The 20,764-nt window shown below is 51.5% G+C and carries 21 protein-coding genes; 2 read left to right on the top strand and 19 right to left on the bottom strand.

The genetic code is table 11. From position 1 onward, the window contains the following. Positions 1–29: 29 nt before the first annotated feature. The 12 genes from ureC to METH5_RS0109875 all read right to left on the bottom strand — a co-directional run bounded on the left by ureC (position 30) and on the right by METH5_RS0109875 (position 11,894). A complete protein-coding gene (gene ureC / locus METH5_RS0109930) occupies positions 30–1,733 on the bottom strand; it encodes an urease subunit alpha (protein WP_029148357.1) in 1,704 nt (567 codons plus the stop codon). Further along, entirely contained in the window at positions 1,730–2,038 is a 309-nt protein-coding gene (locus METH5_RS0109925; RefSeq protein ID WP_029148356.1) for an urease subunit beta, read from the bottom strand. The genes ureC and METH5_RS0109925 overlap by 4 nt, the downstream gene beginning before the upstream one ends. A gap of 204 nt (positions 2,039–2,242) precedes the next feature. Then, positions 2,243–2,545 (bottom strand): urease subunit gamma, encoded by a 303-nt coding sequence (locus METH5_RS0109920; RefSeq protein WP_029148355.1) that lies wholly within the window; start codon positions 2,543–2,545, stop codon positions 2,243–2,245. A 27-nt stretch (positions 2,546–2,572) separates the two neighbouring features. Continuing rightward, positions 2,573–3,439, bottom strand: a complete 867-nt coding sequence (locus METH5_RS0109915) for an urease accessory protein UreD (protein WP_029148354.1) — start codon at positions 3,437–3,439, stop codon at positions 2,573–2,575. A gap of 135 nt (positions 3,440–3,574) precedes the next feature. After that, positions 3,575–4,264, bottom strand: coding sequence for an urea ABC transporter ATP-binding subunit UrtE (urtE, locus tag METH5_RS0109910; protein WP_029148353.1), 690 nt, complete (start codon positions 4,262–4,264; stop codon positions 3,575–3,577). Positions 4,265–4,292: 28 nt separating this feature from the next. Beyond that, entirely contained in the window at positions 4,293–5,036 is a 744-nt protein-coding gene (gene urtD, locus METH5_RS0109905) for an urea ABC transporter ATP-binding protein UrtD (protein WP_029148352.1), read from the bottom strand. Continuing rightward, the gene (gene urtC, locus METH5_RS0109900; RefSeq protein WP_029148351.1) at positions 5,033–6,328 is read right to left on the bottom strand and encodes an urea ABC transporter permease subunit UrtC; all 1,296 of its coding nucleotides are present in this window, start codon (positions 6,326–6,328) and stop codon (positions 5,033–5,035) included. Before urtC ends, urtD begins: the two co-directional genes overlap by 4 nt. A 114-nt stretch (positions 6,329–6,442) precedes the next feature. After that, positions 6,443–7,360: an urea ABC transporter permease subunit UrtB gene (gene urtB, locus METH5_RS0109895; protein ID WP_029148350.1), complete on the bottom strand. Its 918-nt coding sequence runs from the start codon at positions 7,358–7,360 to the stop codon at positions 6,443–6,445. A 330-nt stretch (positions 7,361–7,690) separates the two neighbouring features. Further along, positions 7,691–8,929 carry an urea ABC transporter substrate-binding protein gene (gene urtA / locus METH5_RS0109890; protein ID WP_029148349.1) on the bottom strand — a complete coding sequence of 413 codons (1,239 nt, stop codon included), beginning with the start codon at positions 8,927–8,929 and terminating at the stop codon, positions 7,691–7,693. A 115-nt stretch (positions 8,930–9,044) separates the two neighbouring features. After that, complete coding sequence (locus METH5_RS15510; RefSeq protein ID WP_029148348.1) at positions 9,045–9,383, bottom strand: FmdB family zinc ribbon protein; 339 nt, start codon at positions 9,381–9,383, stop codon at positions 9,045–9,047. A 70-nt stretch (positions 9,384–9,453) separates the two neighbouring features. Continuing rightward, the gene (gene fmdA, locus METH5_RS0109880) at positions 9,454–10,677 is read right to left on the bottom strand and encodes a formamidase (protein WP_029148347.1); all 1,224 of its coding nucleotides are present in this window, start codon (positions 10,675–10,677) and stop codon (positions 9,454–9,456) included. 41 nt (positions 10,678–10,718) lie between these two features. Beyond that, on the bottom strand, positions 10,719–11,894 hold the full coding sequence (locus METH5_RS0109875) for a hypothetical protein (RefSeq protein ID WP_029148346.1): 1,176 nt from the start codon (positions 11,892–11,894) through the stop codon (positions 10,719–10,721). A gap of 162 nt (positions 11,895–12,056) precedes the next feature. Here METH5_RS0109875 and METH5_RS0109870 point away from each other — a divergent pair, with 162 nt between their 5' ends. After that, positions 12,057–12,674, top strand: coding sequence for a hypothetical protein (locus METH5_RS0109870; protein WP_029148345.1), 618 nt, complete (start codon positions 12,057–12,059; stop codon positions 12,672–12,674). Positions 12,675–12,869: 195 nt separating this feature from the next. Further along, positions 12,870–13,319 (top strand): hypothetical protein, encoded by a 450-nt coding sequence (locus METH5_RS0109865; protein WP_029148344.1) that lies wholly within the window; start codon positions 12,870–12,872, stop codon positions 13,317–13,319. A gap of 399 nt (positions 13,320–13,718) precedes the next feature. Here the strand turns inward: METH5_RS0109865 and METH5_RS0109860 are convergent, their stop codons facing one another. From METH5_RS0109860 to METH5_RS0109830, 7 genes are all read right to left on the bottom strand, one after another. Then, positions 13,719–14,516 carry an ABC transporter ATP-binding protein gene (locus tag METH5_RS0109860; RefSeq protein WP_029148343.1) on the bottom strand — a complete coding sequence of 266 codons (798 nt, stop codon included), beginning with the start codon at positions 14,514–14,516 and terminating at the stop codon, positions 13,719–13,721. 1 nt (position 14,517) lies between these two features. Further along, positions 14,518–14,685 (bottom strand): hypothetical protein, encoded by a 168-nt coding sequence (locus METH5_RS15670; RefSeq protein WP_157381511.1) that lies wholly within the window; start codon positions 14,683–14,685, stop codon positions 14,518–14,520. Positions 14,686–14,777: 92 nt separating this feature from the next. Further along, positions 14,778–16,115 carry an ABC transporter substrate-binding protein gene (locus METH5_RS0109850; protein ID WP_029148341.1) on the bottom strand — a complete coding sequence of 446 codons (1,338 nt, stop codon included), beginning with the start codon at positions 16,113–16,115 and terminating at the stop codon, positions 14,778–14,780. A 50-nt stretch (positions 16,116–16,165) separates the two neighbouring features. Further along, positions 16,166–17,254 carry a branched-chain amino acid ABC transporter permease gene (locus METH5_RS0109845; protein ID WP_029148340.1) on the bottom strand — a complete coding sequence of 363 codons (1,089 nt, stop codon included), beginning with the start codon at positions 17,252–17,254 and terminating at the stop codon, positions 16,166–16,168. Between the two features lie 2 nt (positions 17,255–17,256). Then, positions 17,257–18,135 carry a branched-chain amino acid ABC transporter permease gene (locus tag METH5_RS0109840; protein WP_036308270.1) on the bottom strand — a complete coding sequence of 293 codons (879 nt, stop codon included), beginning with the start codon at positions 18,133–18,135 and terminating at the stop codon, positions 17,257–17,259. A gap of 11 nt (positions 18,136–18,146) precedes the next feature. Beyond that, complete coding sequence (locus METH5_RS0109835; protein WP_029148338.1) at positions 18,147–18,947, bottom strand: ABC transporter ATP-binding protein; 801 nt, start codon at positions 18,945–18,947, stop codon at positions 18,147–18,149. Further along, the gene (locus tag METH5_RS0109830; RefSeq protein WP_029148337.1) at positions 18,944–20,362 is read right to left on the bottom strand and encodes an LLM class flavin-dependent oxidoreductase; all 1,419 of its coding nucleotides are present in this window, start codon (positions 20,360–20,362) and stop codon (positions 18,944–18,946) included. Before METH5_RS0109830 ends, METH5_RS0109835 begins: the two co-directional genes overlap by 4 nt. Positions 20,363–20,764 lie beyond the last annotated feature (402 nt).

Below are 20,764 nucleotides of genomic sequence, written 5' to 3'. Positions count from 1 at the left end.
ACGCAGAAATTTGCCCATATAGCCATTGATCAAAATAGAAAATAACGTTGCGCCATCGGCAGTACTTCGGCTGGCTCGCACACCAGCGGCATGCCATCGGCCAACACTTCATAGGTTTCCGGGTCAACCTCAATGTTGGGCATCCAGGTATTGTGCACCATGTCTGTTTTTTTCACGTCACGTGTACCTTTCACCGCCACCAGTGGCTTTTGCAAGCCTAATGCGTGTACTTCAGGGTTATCCAGCCCAGCCTGCGAAATAAAGGTCACCGCGGTTTTCAAGCCACCGCCATAAGCGCCAAACATCGGGCGGTAATGCACAGGCTGCGGCGTCGGGATAGACGCATTTGGGTCGCCCATGGCCGCGGCGGCAATCATGCCACCTTTGATAATGGTAAATGGTTTTACGCCAAAAAAGGCGGGCTTCCACACCACCAGATCAGCCAGCTTACCGACTTCGACTGAGCCCACCACATGCGAAACGCCGTGCGTAATGGCCGGATTAATCGTGTATTTGGCGATATAGCGCTTGATGCGAAAGTTGTCATTGCCCGGCACATCTTCCGCCAACGGCCCGCGCTGGATTTTCATCTTATGCGCCGTCTGCCAGGTACGAATAATTACCTCACCCACACGCCCCATGGCTTGTGAATCTGACGACATCATCGAGAACGCACCGAGGTCATGAAAAATATCCTCAGCGGCAATCGTTTCACGGCGAATGCGGCTTTCGGCAAACGCAATGTCTTCAGCAATGGCTGGATCTAGGTGATGGCACACCATCAGCATATCCAGATGTTCATCGATGGTGTTAACGGTAAACGGCCGTGTCGGGTTGGTTGACGACGGCAACACATTGGGCTGGCTGGCCGCCTTGATAATATCCGGCGCATGACCGCCGCCTGCGCCTTCGGTATGAAAGGTGTGTATCGTGCGGCCTTTAAACGCGCCTATGGTCGTTTCCACAAAGCCGGATTCATTCAGCGTATCTGAGTGAATCGCCACCTGCACATCCATCTCGTCGGCTACGCTCAGGCAGTTATCAATCGCTGCGGGCGTGGTGCCCCAGTCTTCGTGCAGCTTGAGGCCGATGACGCCCGCGCGGACTTGCTCACGCAAAGGCTCTGGCAGGCTGGCATTACCCTTACCCAAAAAACCCAGATTCATGGGGAACGCATCAGCAGACTGCAACATGCGGTGAATATGCCAGGGCCCCGGTGTACAGGTGGTAGCAAAGGTGCCCGTGGCCGGCCCGGTGCCGCCACCGATCATGGTGGTCACGCCAGACATCAAAGCCTCTTCAATTTGCTGCGGGCAAATAAAGTGGATATGCGTATCAATGCCACCGGCGGTGATGATCATGCCTTCACCAGCAATCACTTCGGTGCCAGCACCAATCGCAATGGTCACGCCGGGTTGAATATCAGGATTCCCTGCTTTACCAATGGCGGAAATATAACCACCCTTGATGCCAATATCGGCTTTAACAATGCCCCAGTGGTCAATAATCAGTGCATTGGTAATGACGGTATCAGCCACTTCAGCGGCTAAGCCCTGCCCTTGCCCCATGCCGTCACGAATCACTTTGCCACCGCCAAATTTGACCTCTTCACCATAAATCGTGAAGTCTTGTTCCACCTCTACCCATAACTCGGTATCCGCCAGCCGTACTTTATCGCCTACCGTTGGCCCGAACATTTCGGCATAAGCGCGTTTATCCATCTTGATGCTCATTTCAAGGCTCCCATCACGCGTCCGGCAAAGCCATACACTCTTTTATCCCCGGCCAGTTTCACCAGTTGCACGGTGCGCGTCTGCCCTGGCTCAAAACGCACCGCGGTGCCAGCCGCAATATTCAAGCGGCAGCCATAGGCCAGCGCGCGGTCAAACGCCAAGGCATCGTTGGTTTCATAAAAATGGTAATGCGACCCGACCTGAATCGGCCGGTCACCTTTGTTAGCCACGTCCAGCGTCACTGTTTCACGCCCTATGTTTAACTCGATGTCGCCTGCTGCGACCTGCATTTCGCCGGGAATCATGTTTTTTGCCTATTGAACTTTTATCGATGCATCAGTGAATGATCAAAATGGATGAAGTGCAAGGCGCACGGAACGCAGAAACCGGAATGTACATGTAGTACATGAGGATTTCGAAAACGTAGTTTCAGTGTAGGCTAACCTTAAGGTTATGCCGTAACTAAAAAACCGCGCAACGCCGCAATTCGCCATTTTCATCATTCACACCTATGGAATGGGGTGGTGCACCGTGACCAGCTTAGTGCCATCCGGGAAGGTCGCTTCCACCTGTATATCCGGAATCATTTCCGGCACGCCTTCCATCACGTCATCGCGTGACAATAACGTGGTGCCGAAGCTCATCAGCTCTGCCACTGTATTACCATCGCGCGCGCCTTCCATAATAGCAGCGGTGATAAAAGCAATCGCTTCCGGGTAATTGAGTTTGAGTCCACGCGCTTTACGCCGCTCAGCTAACAGCGCGGCTGTGAATATCAGTAACTTGTCTTTTTCTCTAGGGGTGAGTTCCATCGCCGAGTCTTTTTAAGAATGATTGTGTTAAGTGTTCCAAATGCGCGGTCTGACCGCTGCACGACGAGAGTACCAGGGGCGCAAAATGTGCCAGCACTGCTCAAAATATTGCCTGGCCTGCTGCGAGGCCTGCCCAACATAGCGGATAGCAAGCACCTCGGGCAATGCCGTGATGCCAACTTTGGCGCCAGCGGGCATGATTGCCCTGCACGCCTGTACTACATCTGCAGGCACAGCGCCCGCACAGACTAAAAATGTGCCAAAGACCACTGCGCCACCCAAGCCAACGCCACTTGCAGTGAGTATATCTTCTGCGCGCATATGTGCACGCTCGTTCCAGATCAGGCGACCATCGCGCCTGATCTGTTGCTTTAACTGATAGACGCCGGTCTGCCAGGTTTCTTGCTGCGCCTGGCGCCCGAGGCAGACGATATCCCAAGCGGCCAATGTTGCATCAGCGGCGAGGTTAATCTCGGCCGCAAACTGCACTTCGGCGGCATCAAACAATATATTTTCTTGCGGCAACCACTCGAGGCCACTACCCGCCTCTAAGGTAAATGTTAGCGCCTGCGAAGCCAGTGTGCCATTGGCCTTATACCATTTGCCTGCGCCGGGGGTTGTCAACAAGGCCTGTGCGCCAGCGCCTACCGTCACCTGCAATTGCAAGGCGTCGCCGCCCGCCACACCGCCTGGCGGATGCACGATCACGGCATGGCAAATAGCCTCACCTTCGGGATGCAATGACTTTTGCACCACCAGTGGCCCTTTATGCAGGCGATGTGCCAGGTAAGAGCGCGCGTCACGCTTGGAAAAGCCGAGTTCCAACCTCGCTTGCCAGTTTTTTGTTGCTTTCGTTTGCGCTGGCGAAGTTGCCGTATGCTTCAAATCATCCATCACCGCATCATGCCACAGACAAATCAAGAATATTATTTTTTAATTCTTGCCACAGAGGGCACAGAGGACACAGAGAGTTCAAATCTGCATTAGATTTTCTCTGTGAGCTCTGTGCCCTCTGTGGCTAAAAAATACTTAAACAGAGAGGTAACTTTTCACCTTGGCGGCATCGACATTATCACGGGTATCTTCATGAATAAAACGGCCCTTGTCGATGACGATAATACGGTCGGCAACCTCCATGGTAAAGCTCAACACCTGTTCAGAAACAATGATGGTGATTTCACGCATTTTGCGGATTTCGTTGAGTACCTTGGCAATATCTTTGATGATTGATGGTTGAATGCCTTCGGTCGGCTCATCTAGCAACAATACTTTGGGGTTGGTCACCAGCGCACGGGCAATGGCCAGTTGCTGTTGCTGACCGCCGGACAAGTTGCCGCCTTTACGTTTGCGCATTTCATGCAAGACTGGGAACAAGGCAAAAATATCATCAGGAATTTCACCAGAACCGGATTTCTCCAACCCGGTTTCGATGTTTTCCTGCACTGTCATATTCGGGAAAATCCAGCGCCCTTGTGGCACATAGGCCAGGCCTTTCATGACCCTATCATGCGTGGCAGCCCCCTGCAGATCAACACCGTCGACGGTTGCTTTAGTCGCTTTACTTGGCAAAATGCCCATCAGTGATTTAAACAAGGTGGTTTTACCCATGCCGTTGCGGCCCATAATCGCCAGGGTTTCGTTTTTGTTGGCTTTGAAGTTCAGGCCATGAATGACCTGGCTTTGGCCATAACTCACCTGCAAATTTTCAATTTCAAACATGCTGTGCTCCTTTATTGGCCCAATTCAATTAATGACCCAGATAGACTTCGATCACTTTTTCGTCAGCTTGCACTTTTTCCATGGGCCCTTCAGCCAGGATTTTTCCTTGGTGCAATACTGTCACTTTGTGGGCAATCTTTTTAACGAACTCCATATCGTGCTCAATCACAATCACCGAGCGGTTCTGGCAGATACGGTTAAGCAAGTCAGCCGTCTGGTCGCGCTCTTTGGCACTCATGCCGGCCACTGGCTCATCCAGCATCAACAGCTCAGGCTCTTGCATCAGCAACATGCCGATTTCCAGCCATTGTTTCTGGCCGTGGCTGAGCAAGGCAGATTCCATGTCTAAAAACTCGGTGAGCATGATGTCCTCGGCGACCTTGCGCACCCGGTCTTCTACCTCTTGGGTACGCTTGAACGTCAGGCTGCCAAACACGCCACGCCCTTTCGGGTAAGAAACCTCCAGGTTTTGGTAAACAGACAGGTTTTCGTAAATTGACGGGTTCTGAAACTTGCGGCCAACCCCAGAGCGCACAATTTCGTGCTCAGACAGTTTGGTCAGCTCGGTATTGTTAAACTTGATCGAGCCAGCGGTGGATTTGGTTTTACCGCAGATAAGATCCAGCACCGTGGTTTTACCGGCGCCGTTGGGGCCCACCAGCACACGCAATTCGTTTTTGTCGATATACATGGTGAGGCTATCCACCGCTTTAAAGCCATCGAAGGAGACGGTTAAATCTTCTACTGCCAAGACGAAGTCGGTATTACTCATGCTTCTGCTCCTTTCAATTTGTGGCTGTCGATCGCAGATACTTTATCCGCTTTCTTGCGCGTGACTTTTTTGCTGGCCTCATCGGTAGATTCAGTGGCCGTGGTTGATTCGTGGGTTGTTTCAGGGGATGTGTCGGTAAGTACTGCTGGTGCTTCACCCTCAGAAGTACTTACCTCAGGCTTTTTTACTTTAGCCTTGTCTTTGAACCAGCCATATTTGGTCGCATATTTATCCCAGATACCAGCCAGGCCGCTAGGGAAAAACATCACCACAGCAATAAACAACCCACCCATCAGGTATAACCACATTTCAGGATAGTTTTCGGAGAAGACTGTTTTACCGTAATTGACCAGCAAGGTGCCGTACACCGCACCAATCAGCGAAGCACGACCGCCCACGGCACAGAAAATCACCATCTCAATCGAAGGCACAATGCCGACAAAAGACGGTGACATAAAGCCGACTTGCAAGGTAAACATCGCGCCACCAACGGCGGACAACATGGCGGCAAAGCAGAAGATAAAGATTTTAAAATTAGAGACGTCATAGCCAGAGAAACGTACGCGCTCTTCTTTATCGCGCATGGCCAGCAACAACATGCCAAACTTGCTGCTCATGATGTATTTCGAGAGGAAAATCGCACCGAACAACAACAGGCCATTTACAAAGTAGAGAATATATTTGGCCGAGTCTGTACGAATATCCCAGCCCAGCATGGTACGTAAATCGGTCATGCCGTTCACACCGCCGGTGTAGCCTTGCTGGCCGACAATCAGGATGCTCAGAATCAAGGCAACCGCCTGGGTAATGATAGAGAAGTAGACGCCGCCGACACGGCGTTTAAACATGGCGTAACCGATGATGTAAGCGAACAACGCCGGGATAGTCAGCACCGCAAAGATGGTGAACGGCAAGCTTTTGAACGGCTCCCAAAACCAGGGTAAGGCAGTGAGCTGGTTCCAGTCCATAAAGTCAGGAATCCCCGGTGTAGACTGAATCTTGGTACTCAGCGGATCAGAGGCTTCGAGCTTGAGGAACATCGCCATTGCATACCCACCCAGGCCAAAGAAAATACCCTGGCCCAAGCTCAAAATACCACCATGTCCCCACAACATCACCAGACCTACCGCCACAAACGCGTAAGTCAGGTATTTACCAATCAGGTTCAGGCGGAAAATATCCACGCCTAATGGCAGGACGACGAAGATGACAGCGGCCAATACAGCCAGGCCGATCACGCCTTCTTTTCCCCCCAGTAAGTTACTGGCTTTCATTTTTTCCCATACGGTCATCAAGATTTCTCCTCTGTTGATGCGTTGATTCTATTGCGGCAAGTTAAAAGACTTAATACGTCTTCTAACTTATGGCACCCTAACGCCACTTTGTTCGGGGTGCCATACTCATGGTTATTTACGCAGTTTGGAGGCAAACAAACCTTCCGGCTTCATCATCAGAATAGTGACAATGACGAGCAAGGTAGACACCTTACCCATGGAGCTGGTCATAAAGAATTGCAAGATAGATTGCGCTTGGGCGATACCGAAGGCCGAGGCAATCGTACCGACAATGCTGGCTGCACCACCAAACACCACCACCATAAAGCTGTCCACGATGTACAAAGTCCCTGTGGTCGGGCCGGTAGAGGCAATGGTGGTAAAGGCTGCGCCTGCGATACCGGCAATGCCACAACCCAGCGCAAAGGTGACCCGGTCAACTTTGGCGGTATTGATACCGACTGCGCCGGCCATGGTACGGTTTTGCACCGTGGCACGCACACGCAGGCCCCAGCGTGACTTGTACATAAACATATACACACCGAAAGTCACCAGCGCTGCCAGCACCATTACGAACACACCGTTAATCGGGATATCAATATCAGGCGTGGGCTTAAAAGAACCCAGCATCCACTCAGGTAACTCGGCACTGACTTCTTTCGCGCCAAAGGTCGAACGGAAAATCTGCTGCATGACCAGGCTTAAGCCCCAGGTGGCCAGCAAGGTATCCAGCGGCCGCTTGTAGAGGTGCCGGATCATAATAAATTCAATAAAGTAGCCAACCGCGAACGCCAGTACAAAGGCAATCGCAATGGCAAACACAAAGTAGTAGTTTGTGAAGCCGTAAGTCGCGGCTACTTTGGAAAGCAGGACCGTGGTATACGCACCGATGGTCATAAACTCACCATGTGCCATATTAATCACGCCCATCTGGCCGAAAATAATCGCGAGACCAAGTGCCATCAGCAGCAACACTGTAAACATGCTCAGGCCTGAAAAGCCCTGCATCACCACAATATTGCCTATATCTGCCATCGAATAACCAAACATATCGGTCTCCTTAAAAATCCAACTTCTCTGATAAATTTTTGAAACTATGCAATGAGTGTCTGCGCCGACGAATTGCTACGTTGCGCGGTGCTCGAAATCCTCGTGTACTAGATGTACATTGGCTTCGGCCACTTCGTTTAACATCGCTACGCGAGTTAGCCTACGCCGCAACACTACGTTAGTTGTCCGGTTTCTGTGCGCCGTGCGCCTTGCACTTCATTCCGCTCAACGACTCCTTGCATACTTTCATGACTACTTGCGCTAAACGGTAGCCGGGTTTTCCGGCTACCGTTTATGCATTTAAAACACTACGTAACGACTAGCCGACTATTATTGGTAGCCTTTTGGAAATGGATCCGGTTTGATATAGTCAGAGGTGTAAACCACTTTCGCCTGGCCATCTTTGCCCCACTGACCAATACGCAGTTTGGTTGTCAGGTGATGGTTAGCTTCTACAGTCACAGGGCCTTCAGGTGCATCTTTAAACTCGTAGCCAGGCAATGCAGCTTGCACTTTATCTACGTCGAAACTACCTGCGCGCTCAACAGCCGCTTTATACAACCATGGGCCCAGGTAAGCGGCTTGCGTCACGTCGCCGATCACAGCATCTTTACCCCAGCGTTTTTTGAATGCTTCAACAAATTTCTTGTTTGAATCATTGTCTTGCGACTGGAAGTATTTCATTGCTGAGTAGAAACCAGCCAGGTTTTCACCGCCGATACCCAATACTTCATCTTCAGTCACGGAGATGGTCAACATGGTTTGCTTGCTTGAGTTCAAACCAGCTGCGTTCAATTGTTTGAACCATGCCACGTTACTACCGCCAACCACCGCTGCGTAAATCACGTCAGGTTTTTTCAGTTTGATTTTGTTGATCACAGAACCAAATTGCGTGTCACCCAAAGCGATGTACTCTTCACCCACCACTTTACCGCCCAGATGTTGCTCGATATGTTTACGCGCAATTTTCATCGAAGTACGTGGCCAGATGTAGTCAGAACCAATCAGGTAAAACGTTTTGGCTTTTTTCTCTTTAGCAATCCAGTCTAAGCCTGCCAAAATTTGCTGTGTTGCTTCTTGACCGGTGTAGAACACGTTTTTGGATTGCTCAAGGCCTTCATAGAAGGTTGGGTAGAACAGCAAACCATTGTCTTTTTCAAACACTGGCAACGCGGCCTTACGTGAAGCAGATGTCCAGCAACCCATCACAGAAGCTACTTTGTCTTTTTCCAGTAATTTTTTCGCTTTTTCAGCAAAAGTAGGCCAGTCAGAAGCGCCATCTTCCTGCACAACTTCGATCTTGCGACCCAAAATACCGCCCATGGCGTTAATTTGCTCAATCGCCAGTTTTTCAGCCTGGATAGAGCCAGTTTCACTAATCGCCATCGTACCGGTGGCAGAATGCAGAATACCTACTTTCACCGTTGTGTCTGTCACAGCCAAGCCGGTAGTGTTTACTTTTGCTGTTGGAAAGTCTGCAGCAAAGGCGTGGCCAGTAACGAGACCTGCCGCCATCATGGCACCTAACATTGCGCCTTTGATAAAACCTCGTCTGTTTAAGGTACTCATTACATCTTCTCCTTTATGGATAAATCAATTAACTTCAAAAATTAAATCGTGATAAGTACTGCGTGTATTACCGATGATTGCTTAGTGTCCAATCAACCTTTGATGGTCGATCAAACTAATGTCCGATCATCCAGGGTCTGGCCGTTTTCTTGGTTTGCATCTGCATCGCAGGTTTGCCGTTATCCGGATTGACCTTGGTTGTGGTTTTACAGGTATGTGACCCTGTGCAACCACAACTAGACCGGCGTCCACTGCGTGGTTCGTGCGCAGACTTCTCGTTACGTTCATGTGCGGACCGTTGCTGCTTGTTCATGATGGCCAGCTTTGGCACTGACAGGATGCGTGGGCTGATCGACCCACAGCAATCGCAATCTGCTGGCAAACTGGATTCACTCATTTTGCGTAGCGCGGTAAACACGCCACAACTGTCACATTCATATTCGTAAAGAGGCATCTGTACCCTTTCTTTGCAGGTTTGCCTGATCGCAAACCTGGTTCCTTATGCAAACTTTTTAAACATCGATCTAAGTACTTGGCGCCACGTTAATGCCTGGTGGCACTTCGATCTTCGGCCCGTCAGCATTTGGACGAATGTCAAACTCAAAGATTTCAGTTGGAATCCACAAGGTTGCACATGCGTTAGGAATATCCACAATGCCACTGATATGCCCTTCTACCGGCGCAGTCCCAAGAATCGCTACTGCCTGCTCGCCGCTGTAACCAAATTTCTTCAGGTACTCAATGGCATTCAGACAAGCCTGGCGATAAGCGACATGCACATCCAGATAATGTTGCTTGCCAGCCTCATCAACCGAAATACCTTCAAAAATCACATAATCACGATAGGTCGGCGTGATTGGGCTAGGTTGGAAAATCGGGTTCTTGATAGCGTATTTCTTCACGCCGTCTTTAATCAGGCTGACTTTAATGTCCAGGTAACCGGCCATTTCAATCGCACCACAGAATGTGATTTCGCCATCCCCCTGGGAGAAGTGCAAATCACCCATGGACAGACCGCCATCCTTCACATAGACCGGGAAGAAAATCTTCGAGCCTTTGGTCAGGTTTTTGATGTCGCAGTTACCGCCGTGGTCACGTGGTGGCACAGTACGTGCACCTTCAGAAGCAGCCTGTTTGGCAGCGTCACCAGACAGACGGCCCATCACCGCAGACTTAGGCTCAGGTGGCAGCGCCAATGCTGGCACGCGGTCCGGATCCGTTGCAATCAGCGCAGCTTCGCGCTCATTCCAGGTATCCAGTAATTCGCGTGATGGCAGGCAACCAATCAAGCCCGGGTGCATGATGCCGGCATAACGCACCTTAGGCACATGACGGGAGGTGGTGTACACCCCATGAAAATCCCAGATAGATTTGCTTGCTTTAGGGAAATGATCAGTTAAGAAACCACCGCCATTCTCTTTAGCAAACAGCCCATTAAAGCCCCATTGCTGGTCATCGAACGTGCCCACATCCAAAATTTCCACCACCATCAGGTCACCCGGCTCAGCGCCTTCGACACCGATCGGGCCGCTCAGGTAATGCACCTGAGTCAGATCCACATCACGAATATCGTCCGCACTGTCGTTGTTACCAATCTGGCCACCGGTCCAGTCCATACACTCGACACGGAACTCATCGCCCGGCTTGACCATGGCAATCATAGGCAGGTCAGGATGCCAGCGGTTATGAATCTGGCCGTCCTGTTCCCACGGCTTTTTATCCAAATCCAATTTCACTATTGTTTTCATTACACGCGTCTCCTTTGTGAGAAAGGGCTAAAAGGTGTTGATTAGAATTGCATCTGCAATGCGACTTTGAAGTCGTTGGTATCAGAGGTGCTTGACGTGTCTGTTTTACCGTAACTTGCTGTAATCATTGCGTTATAAGGTGCGATGACATAGCTGGTGCCAATCTCAACGCGTTTGGTATCAGCGCCTGTGCGGATGTTTGAAGTAGCGGTTGTTACACCATCCGCGTCAAACTTTTGATAACGGACAAAAGGTTTGAATTTGCCCCAGCCAACTTGCTCTTGGAACAAATAGCCAACAGCGGCTGAATACGCTTTACCTTGCTCACCCAAAATGGCATTGTCGGTGTCGTAGTAGTAGTAGGCAGCTTCAGCTGAGAAGGTGCCAGGACCAACATCTTTCTTCTCTAACAAGAAGTCAACGCTGTAGGAGCTGTAATCACCAATTGCGCCAAGGCCACTTACAACACCATCTTTTTTCACACGGCCAGCCACACCAATCGCCAGAATATCTTTTGCACCAAAGTAGCTACCTGTGCCGTAATAGCCAGGCTCGGCATCCCAGAAGTTATATTGCACGCGGCCTGCATACATCAATTTGTCTTTGCTGCCTGCAGTTTCTGATTGCGCACCCACACCGCTCAAGCGGAAGATGTTGTCACCTTCAAATGCACCGAAAGACACTGCCAGATGATCTTCCAGGAAGCTGGAAACCACTGCCACACCTTCATCACGGCCAATCACACCACCGTTAAAGCCATAACGAGAAGCGATGCCGCTCCAGTAACCACCACCCATTGAGTAGTAAGGACCTGCCATGTTGGCGCGATCACTAGGAGATAAGAAACGACCTGCCCAGATGGCCACTTCTGGCGTGACCTGAAACTGCACGTTGGCATCAATGACTTGAATGGTGTCACTACTACCGCCACCAGGCGCCGCAATGTTTTTCTCTGTGTTCAACATGCCTTTGATGTATTTGTTGAACGAACCAGATAAGTAAATACGCGCACTGTCTAAAGAAAAGTCGTTAGAGCGGTCGCTACCGTTGGCTGCACCATCTTCAACTGAAGAGTAGCCTGCGATAAAACCAAAGCCAGCACTGATATACTTGTCTTCACCAAAAGTAATGGTGGCGCCGGCATTTGCCATTTGCGCACCCAAGCCGCAAGCCATTGCTACTGCTGTATGCAAGGCACATTTTTTCAAATTCATCATTAAAAACTCCCTTTCTCGTTAAATTCAAACAATCACAGTTGATCAAAACTTGCGCTCAGCTTAACGAGAGGGGGGTGTAGGACAAATACGTCAATTTGCGTAGTGGCGATGCCAGTCAAACACCGCTAGACTGCACATAACAAATTGACAACAGGACTCGCAATGCGTCTTTTAACTTACGTAGTATTAGCCGCTTTATTAGGCGGTTGCGGTGAGGTTTCTTATAAACGCGGTGGCTCGCAGCAAGACATAGACCGCGCGCACCAGGCTTGCCGCGGCAGCGGTGACCAGTTGGCCAAGTGCCTGGCCGAGCACGGCTGGCAGAAACCCACCGTCGATGCCTTTGACCCATTATTCGCGACCATAGAAGTGACTGATAACAAACAGGCCAGCCAGGCCAAACCCAGCCCGTTTATAGACATAGCCGAAGACCAGACACAGAAAAAAACTGCTCCTGCTGTTGCGAAAACGCCACAAGCTAGCCAAAACGCCGTTGAAAGCAACCAGCCAGCGGTAGCGACCACTACGACGGCAGTGCAGCAAACACCTAAAGCAGCGGTTAACCACTCAACGGCCAATGATGGCCCGGAGGTTGAATACTCAATTAACTCATGGTGGAAAATGGGCGCGTTCCCTCAGCAACTCAAACAGGATCAAGGCAACTGCGAGAAAAAACTGGGGCCAGACTACTTGCCGGATTACAAGACACAAATCTATAAGCGCGCCTTTGTCTCATGCATGCATGACTTGGGCTGGATGGCGATCAGAAACCTTAAATAAAGGGCTTAAGCGCGCAACCAAAACACCGCTAAAAAACAAGGGCAATACTCCCGCGCCATCGTCAGCAGATTCTGACATGGCTATCAGAATAATGAGACTGTCATCCGATTCTCCGATTTTCTAGAATGTGCTCACGTATGGAGTCGACATGCGTACACAGTAGGCAAAGCATGCCTTATTTGGAGATGAAAAATGATTAAAAAATTAGCGATGGGTGCATTATTAATGGCTGGCGCAGTCACGGCCTTCGCAGAGGTTGGCGTCGCAGTGAGTGTGGGCCAGCCAGGGTTTTACGGACAAATTGTGCTGGGCAACCCCTATCCGGCACCACAAGTCATCTATCCACAGCCGGTGATTATTCAGCCGCCACCGGTGGCTGTTGTACAGGCGCCCATGTATTTGCGCGTGCCACCAGGCCAGATGAAAAAATGGGGCCGCTACTGTGGCAACTATGGTGCCTGCGGCCGCCAGGTATATTTCGTGCAAGACACCTGGTATCAAAATGTCTATGCACCGCGCTATAACAGCTATGCCGGCAGACCAGGGCCAGGCGGTAGATATGATGACCATGACCACCATCATGATGATCGTGGCCGCGGTAACGGGCATGGCCGAGGACATGGTCACGGCCACGGCCACGACTAATACAACGTATCGCCCAAGCGAGCATGCACACTTGGGCGATTAACAACACAATCAAGTCACTTGAAAAAAGCGTTGTAAGGGGCCAGTCAGCTATTGTTGGTATTGTGACCAGCCACGCTGGAGAAGATTAAACTCCGGCAAGTTAGAGTCTCAACAGATTGAAAAGCAATTGATTGCGACACCTATGCCTAAACGAGGCATATTTGCATGAATGCATCTTGTTCAGCACGTTGTTTGATAAGGAACAAGGACCTTGCAGCGTATTTTACTACCCTCATCATTGACGTATTCGGTCAGCGATATTGCATGCCCGCCCTATGAATACCCACCTATCCTCCCGAATCCGTTTCCCATGCCGCCGTCAAAATAATGTCGACGTTAGCATGACTGTTTAAGCGCTCAAAAGCGGGGGGTGTTTGCTTTTTTCTTGCCTAGATAGGCGTCTTTCAGCGCAGTATTTTTAAGCAGTGATTCAGCGGTCCCCGATAGCACGACACGTCCGGTTTCCATCACATAGCCATAGTGGGCATGCTTGAGTGAGACCGGAATATTCTGTTCTGCCACCAGGAAGCTGACCTGCTCTTTGGCATTCAACTCACTGACGATTTCAAAGATTTCCTGCACAATCAGCGGTGCCAGCCCCATGGATGGCTCGTCGAGCAACACCAGGGTAGGGTTGGTCATCAAGGCACGGCCAATGGCCACCATCTGCTGCTCACCACCGGAGGTGTAACCAGCCTGCAATCTGCACTTTTCCTTCAGGCGCGGGAACCAGGTATAAATACGTTCCAATCCATCCTTAAGCACCTGGCGACTAGGTTTATGCACGAAACCGCCGCTGATCAAGTTCTCTTCTACACTCAGGTGCGCAAACACATGCCGCCCTTCCAGCACATGCACGATACCTTGCTGCACGCGCTGATTGGCGGGGACATGCAGACTGGACTGTCCATTAAAGGCAATCGTGCCGCGGCTCACCTCTGCGCGATCCGCTTGTACCAACCCGGAAATCGCTTTGAGTGTGGTGCTTTTGCCAGCGCTATTGGCACCTAGCAGTGCAATGATGCTGCCCTGGGGCACCTGCAAAGACACACCACTCACCGCCAATATCGCGCCGTTGTAAATGACCTCAATATTATCCACACTGAGTAATGGCGGTGCCTGTTGCAGTTGCACTGCACTGCTAGCCTGACTCATGCTATTTCTCCTTGGCGCAATCACGCAACGTGATGCCATTGTTTGCCGTCCCATTGCTGCACGCTGACTGCACCACCGCGTCACTGGCGATGGTTTGCAGCTGTTTGGCTGCATCAGGGCGAGCTGAGGTGATCACCGCCATGGCGGCAGTGACAGTCCCCAGCAGCAAGCCTGCAGCCTCGCATCTGCTCGCAGAGTCGCGCAGACCTATTGACCATCTTGTTGACCATCTTGGCAAAGTGAAAGATGGATGACCTGGCATTACTGTTCCTTGCTCAAGTCACGGCGGGTAATGCCTTTTTCCTTGGCATAAGCATTGGCCTTGGCTTCAATCAGTGGGCGTAAAGTGTCACGGTCTGCCTGAATCCAGTCGGTTTTCAGTTGCCACTGTTTGCCGTCCCATTGCTGGATGCGCGCAGCCCCACCGCCCTCGTGATCCTTGGCCGTAATCTGGATCGGTTGCAGCAGCCCCGTAAAGCCAATCGCTTTCAGGCGGGCGTTATCGATCACCAGATGTTCAAACGCCCAACGGCCCTCTTCGCCATTGAGTGGACGGTTGCCAAACTTTTGGTAACCGGTACGCAAGGCTTCTACCGCCAACGCGGCATTGACCAGACCGATGTTGTAATACACCGAGCCAAAGAATTTCTTGTCTTTTAAATCGCTTTTGCCAGCATCCAGAATATGCTTTTTCAATCGCTGATGCACATCAAAGGTGGCACCACCTGGATAAGGCGCCAATGCCTGATAGCCTTTGGCGGCGGCGCCTGCCGGAATCACATCCGCTTCTGAGCCTGCCCATACATCGCCAATAATGTGGTCTACCGGGATCCCAAAACGGGCCGCGGTCTTGATGGCGACAGGCGTAGAGACGCCCCAGGTGCGCAGGAAGACCCAGTCCGGTTTGATTTCGCGTACACGACGCCACTGCGGAGATTGCTCATTGCCCGGATCAGCCACCGGAATCTGGATATTCTCGAAACCATATTTTTCTGCCAGCAATTTGATGGCGGCCTGGGTTTCGCGGCCATAGGCAGAATCGTGGTAGACGGTGACGATTTTCTTGCCTTTCAGCTTGTCGAAACCGCCTTCTTTCTGGGCGATGAAATTAATGCCGGTAGACGCCTGGCTGTAGTAATTAAACAGCAAAGGGAAGGCATATGGGAAAACCGTGCCGTCTGTGGACTCAGTGCGGCCGCCTGCCGGATCAATCAGTGGGATTTTGTCCGCGGCCGCTTTTTCAATCAGGGCATAAGACGCTGGCGTGCTATGCGTAAAGAAAAAAGCCAGTGGCGAACCATTCTTGCCTTTTTTCACCCGCTCATACACTTCCACCGTACGATCCGGGCTCCACTCGGTCTCAAATTCTTCGTAATTGATTTTGACGCCATTAATACCGCCTTCCACTTCATTGATATAGCGGAAATAATCCAGGGTGCCTGCCCACCACAAGGTGCCACTGGAGGCATAGGGGCCGACGCGGTAGGTTGGCAATGGCACATATTGCTCTGCGGCAAATGCCGTTGCCACGGCGCCTAAACCAAGGCTGGCACTCAGCGCCACAGCTAGTAAAGATTGCATAAAGAATGGGTGTTTCATGTTGACTAAACTCCTGGTGATGATGGTTGACTATGATTGTTGTTGAATAACTAAAAACGCAGTGGCCAGACCGACAGGCGACCACGCAAATGACTGATGAAGCGTGCAATGCCCTCAGGCTCTTTGATCAGGAACCAGACGATGAGCGACCCAAAGATGACTTTCTGCAGGTTCTGCAGTAATCCGGCATCGACCATCCCGGCAAAAAAGGTGTGCGCGATATAATCCAGCAGCAATGGCAGCAGGCTGATGAATGCTGCACCGATAAAATTGCCGCTGATACTGCCCAGCCCGCCAATAATGATGATGAACAGGATCTGGAACGAGCGTTGCAGGCCAAAGCTTTGTACGCCTGCCGAGCCAAGATAGGCAAACACCCACAGCGCCCCGGCAATGCCCAGGTAAAAAGAGCTGATGGCAAAGGCCAGAATCTTGCTGCGATGCACACGGATGCCAATCACGGCCGCGGCGGTATCCATATCACGAATCGCCATCCAGTTGCGGCCCGCCTGACTGCGGGTCAGGTTGACCGCAATCCAGGTCAGAAAAGCCACTAACAACAACACCAGGTAATACTTGCTGACAGGACTGGCGATGTCCCAACCAAGGACAGTCATGGGCGGAGATGAGAGTGTCGCCGATGAGCTGTAGTTGTAAAACCACGGGAATTTGACGAATACCCACTCCAGAAAAAACTGCGCCGCCAGGCTGGTCACCATCAGGTAAAAGCCTTTGATTTTGGCACTGGGTAAGCCAAAAAACAGGCCGACCAGTGCCGCCACCGCGCCCCCTAAAAAAATCGCCAGCAGGAACGACAGCTGGAAATGGATCAGGAAGGCATACGTGGCAAATGCGCCCACCGCCATAAAACCGCCTGACCCCAGCGATGTCTGCCCTGCATAGCCCGTGAGTAAATTCAAGCCCAAACCGGCCAGTGACAAAATCAGGAAAGGAATGAGGATGGCATTTAACCAGTAGTCACCGCTGACTAGCGGGATGCCCACAGCCGCGAGAATCAATACAAGCCAGGCATAGGGGAAACTGCCATGGGTTAACCAACGACCAACTTGTAGCCCTACACGGACTCGCCCATCATTGAGGGATACAGTGGTGGATATGCGTTGCGCGCTCACAGACATGCCTATACCCTCTCAATAGCACGTTCGCCGAAAATCCCGGCAGGTCGATAAAACAGGAAAGCCAGCGCCAGAAAGTACGCGAACCAGGGGGTGATACCGCCGCCAATCAAGGGGCCGATGTAGGCTTCACCCAGGCTTTCACCGGCGCCGACAATCAGGCCACCGACAATGGCACCGCCAATAGAGGTGAATCCGCCTATGATCAAGACTGGCAAGGCTTTGAGCACTACCAGCGACAGTGAAAACTGCACGCCCTGACGTGCGCCCCATAACATGCCCGCCACCAGGCCGGTCACCCCCGCCACTGCCCAGACGATCTGCCAAATGCGGTTGAGGTGAATGCCGATAGACAGGGCGGCACGCGTGTCGTCAGCCACCGCGCGCAAGGAAATGCCTATGCGCGTTTTGTTAAACAGCAAGGCGAGCACACCCACCAGCAAGCCCGCCGTGATGGCGGCGATTAAATCAAACTGGCTGATCATGAGTTCACCGATAAAGACAGGCACATCGTCAATGCCTAAATCCAGCGCGTGCACGTTGGCCCCCATCACCCCTTGCGCGACGCCTTCGATCACATACGAAACGCCTAGCGTCGCCATAAACAAGGTCATGGGGCTGCGATTGGTAAGCGGACGCAACACCAGCCGCTCAATCAGCATGGATAGCAGTATCAGCGCCACCAGCGTGATCAGCACCGCCAGCGCAAAGGGCACGCCATGCTCATGCAAGGTGACCAGCAACAAGGCCGAGAACAGCAAGATGGCGCCCTGGGCAAAATTAAATACGCCACTGGCCTTGTAAATCAGCACAAAGCCGATGGCCACCAGTGAATACATAGTGCCCGCCAATAATCCACCTATGAGTGTTTCCAGAAATAACATCGCCATGGCTCCTAATGCACGGTATCCAAATGTTCAGCCCCCAGGTAGGCGGCAATCACCTCCGGATTCGCCTGCACCTCGGCGGGCGACCCATCGCCAACCTTGCGGCCATAATCCAGCACCACCACATGGTCAGACAGATCCATGATGACGCCGATATCATGCTCAATGAGTACCACCGTGATGCCGAGATCGCGGTTAATACTGCGAATAAAATGGCTCATTTCCTGTTTCTCTTCCGCGTTCATCCCGGCCATCGGCTCATCCAGCAGTAACAGCTTGGGAGAGGAGACCAGCGCACGACCGAGCTCCACCCGTTTCTGCAAGCCATAGGCGAGGTTGCCGACCAGCGTCTGGCGGTATTGCTGCAATTCAAGAAATGCCAGCACCGCTTCACTGCGCTGCAGAAAATCAGCCGTTTCGCGTCGTGCTCTGGGCAATCCAAACGCCTGCTCCAGCACGCTGACACGTGAATGCCGTGACAAACCGGTCAGGACGTTGTCGATCACCGCTAACTTCCCGAACAGCGCATTGTTCTGAAAGGTGCGCCCGATGCCACGCCGTGCCGCTTCAAACGGTGTCAGGCTGCTAAAGTGCGCATGCTCATAATGCACTTCGCCACTGTCGGGCTGGTACACGCCATTGAGAATATTGAGCAAGGAGCTTTTACCGGCACCATTCGGGCCAATCAGGGCGCAAATCTCACCCCGGCTAACTGCAAATGAGAGCTGGTGAATCGCCTTAACGCCCTGAAAAGACAACGAAATATCTTTCACTTCAAGAATGTGGTCATGGTGGTCGGCACTGGTCATGCAGACTTCTCCCGCAGCACTGACTCTTGTGCCTGCTGCTTGATGCGCTCGATATCACGGTATTGCGCTGCAGGATGTGACTCTGGCAAATAAGGCCCGTCACCAAACAGTTTTTCCCGCAAGGTGCCTTCGCGGTATTCGGTCGCATACACGCCACGGCGCTGCAGTTCTGGCACCAGGTGCTCAACCACATCCTCAAAGGTTTCATGCGCAACGGCATAGGCCAGATTGAATCCATCCAGGTCAGTGGCTTCTACCCATTCCTGTAACTGGTCAGCCACTGTGGCGGCAGAACCGACAAACAAGGGTCCCAATCCACCCACACTGGCCCATTTCGCCAGTTCTTCTATGGTCCAGGTCTTGCCCCCTTCAGCCAGATGCTCCACCGCGGAAATGATGGCATTAGTCTCTACCTTGCGCACATTGTCACTAGGCGCATAACGGCCAAAATCAATCCCTGTCCAGCCAGAGGTCAACACCAGAGCACCATCATATGAACCATAGCTTTGATACTCTTGTAACTTGGCGTGTGCCTTGGCGTCGGTCTCATCGACAATGATGGTCACCAGCGCATATATCAGTATCTTGCTAGGGTCGCGACCCGCCGCCGCAGCGCGTGAACGGATGTCTTTCACATAGGCACGGGTTGTGTCCTGTGTCGGGGTAGAAATAAACACCAACTCCGCATGTTGGGCGGCAAAATCCTTACCGGCATTGGAGGCCCCCGCTTGGAACAACACCGGGGTACGCTGCGGGGAAGGTTCGCATAAGTGGTAGCCGGGCACCTCGAAATATTTGCCTTTGTGGCCGATCTCGTGAATTTTGCTGGGGTCGGCAAAGATGCCTTGTTGACGATCGCGTAATACTGCGCCCTCTTCCCAGCTACCTTCAAATAACTTATAAAGCACTTCCAGGTATTCTTCAGCCACTTCATAACGGTTGTCATGCCGCTTGAGACCACCTTGGCCGATGTTCTTCGCACCACTCTCCAGATAAGAGGTCACAATATTCCAGCCCACTCGGCCTTGGGTGTGGTGATCAGCCGTCGACAGGCGGCGGGCAAACGTATAGGGATGCTCGAATGAGGTGGAAGCCGTGATGCCTATGCCCAGGTGTTTCGTCGCCAGCGCAATCGGGTTGGCAAGCTGTAGCGGGTCATTCACCGGAATCTGCACGCCTTGCAAGAATGCATGGTCGTTGTTGCCTTGATAGACATCGTAGTAGCCAATCACATCGGCAATAAAAATCGCATCAAAAATGCCACGCTCCAGTATCTTGGCCAGATCAGTCCAGTATTCAAGGTCTTTATATTGCCAGGCACGATCACGTGGATGACGCCACAATCCTGGCGATTGATGTCCAACGCAATTCATTTCAAAGGCGTTGAAGCGGATGACTTTTGAGGGACGACTCATCTATGGTTCCTAAATGCTTTAGTTCACAAGTGTTGTTACCAGCGCCAATATCATTTTTAAAAATCGGCAATACTACATAAGCTATAGCAGCAAATATGCCACATTAATTTATATAAATATTTCAATGACTTACCAACAATCCCGGCTATTTGATCAATGTTGATTCCAGGGTCATTTGCTGATGCGTTGCTGCTTAACCAGCAATGGGATCGCTATACATGGGCACCTCACAGCACAAAGATATTGGCCGATGCGCTTCAACCGCATGACCAGAAAAATCACCTTGGTTTAAAAAGAGCAAACCTGCTTAGTGCTTTAATAGCCCTTTTGGTTGGTGACGTGACACATGGCGATTGATCAACGATAGAAACGGTTTGCTTTGACAGAACAACGCCAAACGGT

Origin of the sequence: Methylophilus sp. 5 (assembly GCF_000515275.1) — a bacterium.
Classification (GTDB): domain Bacteria; phylum Pseudomonadota; class Gammaproteobacteria; order Burkholderiales; family Methylophilaceae; genus Methylophilus.
Note: the sequence above shows the minus strand (reverse complement) of the source record. Positions and strands in the feature narration are given on the sequence as shown.